The sequence below is a fragment of the Catenibacterium sp. genome (assembly GCF_052354645.1).
Classification (GTDB): Bacteria; Bacillota_I; Bacilli_A; order Erysipelotrichales; family Coprobacillaceae; genus Catenibacterium; species Catenibacterium mitsuoka_A.
The window spans coordinates 1-1,625 of the sequence record NZ_DAWDDM010000360.1; the positions used below are offsets into that span (position 1 = coordinate 1).

General features: G+C 35.0%; 2 protein-coding genes. Both read right to left on the bottom strand.

Features of this window, described 5'->3' with window-relative positions; all coding sequences use genetic code 11:
- Nucleotides 1-54: 54 nt before the first annotated feature.
- On the bottom strand, nt 55-837 hold the full coding sequence (locus ACT8VG_RS10975; RefSeq protein ID WP_444195901.1) for an ABC transporter permease: 783 nt from the start codon (nt 835-837) through the stop codon (nt 55-57).
- A partial coding sequence (locus tag ACT8VG_RS10980; RefSeq protein ID WP_444195902.1) for an ATP-binding cassette domain-containing protein occupies nt 827-1,625 on the bottom strand: 799 nt, incomplete at its 5' end. The genes ACT8VG_RS10980 and ACT8VG_RS10975, both read right to left, overlap by 11 nt.

Sequence of the window (1,625 nt, forward strand, 5' to 3'; positions counted from 1 at the left end):
TCTGATTCGTATTGTTTGACCAGTTCCACATAAGTAAGTCAAGCCTCCACCTACTCAAGCAAAGAATCCTGATATCATAAGGGCTAAAACGATACATTTCTTTTCGTTCATACCTGCATATCTTGCTGCATCTTTATTGAAACCACATGCTTTTAGTTCATAACCAAAAGTAGTTTTATTCATGATAAACCAAGCAAGTACACAAAGTAAGATTGCAATGATAATACCAAGGTTAACACGATCACCAAAGATCTGATTTAAGCCAAATCCAGGAATACTACGTGCTTTAGATACAGCATAACTTTCTGCACCAGTAGAGTTGTAGATAGTTGCTTTAATACCCTGGATAACAAGTAACATACCAATATAGTTACACATGATACCAGAAATAACAACATTTACGTTACGAGCAGCCTTTAAGATACCAGGAATAAGTGCCCATAAAGCGCCAGCAATTCCAGCTCCTAAAATAGCAAAAATCCATACTAAGTTATCTGGAATAAAAGTAGCTCTTAATGCGATAAATACAGCAGTGAAACATCCTACTAAATACTGTCCAGGAACACCGATATTAAATTCACCACATTTATAAGCAAATGAAACAGATAGACCAGTCATCATGATTGGTACAGCTAAATAAATAACCTGTCCAATACTAGATAACCCTTCTCTAAAGCCACCTGTTAATAAAATAGATAATCCCTGTAATGCATCACTAGGATTAGCAATTAAGATAATGATAAAACCAACGACTAGCCCCATTAAAATTGCGATTAAAGAAGACACAATTGATTTGAAGCTGGCACGTTCCATTAAAGCGGGTTTATTACTTTTCATAACCTTCTCCTCTCTTAGAACCTGCCATATAAAGTCCTAATTCCTGAATAGTAGTCTCTTTTGGATTTAGATCCGCAACGATTTCCCCTTCATACATCACTAAAATACGATCTGATAAGTTCATAACTTCATCAAGTTCAAGTGACACAAGTAATACTGCTTTATTGTTGTCTCTTGTCTTAACAATCTGCTTATGAATAAATTCAATAGCCCCAACATCTAGACCACGTGTAGGCTGTACTGCAATAAGTAGGTCATCATTCTGTTCTACTTCTCTTGCAATAATGGCTTTCTGCTGGTTACCACCGGACATACCACGTACAATAGAATTTCTACCTTCACCAGAACGTACATCATATTCTTCAATAAGATGATCAGCATAAGTATTCATTGCATCAAAATTAATAATGCCATGATTCTGGAAGTCTTTCTTATAATATGATTTTAAAATCAAGTTTTCACCAAGAGTATAATCAAGAACTAACCCATGTTTATGACGGTCTTCTGGGATATGAGATAAACCATGATCATTACGATAACGAATACTCTTATGTGTAATTTCTTCATCATTTAAGTAAACATGACCCATATTAGGCTGTTCAAGTCCAGTTAAGTTATAAATCAATTCACTCTGACCATTGCCATCAATACCAGCAATACAAACAATTTCCCCTTTTCTTACTTCAAATGAAACATCATTTAAAAGAAGTTTATCTGAAGTCTTAGGCTGATAGCTTAAATGGTCAACCTTTAATACAACATCGGATGGTTCATGTTCATCTTTAGTG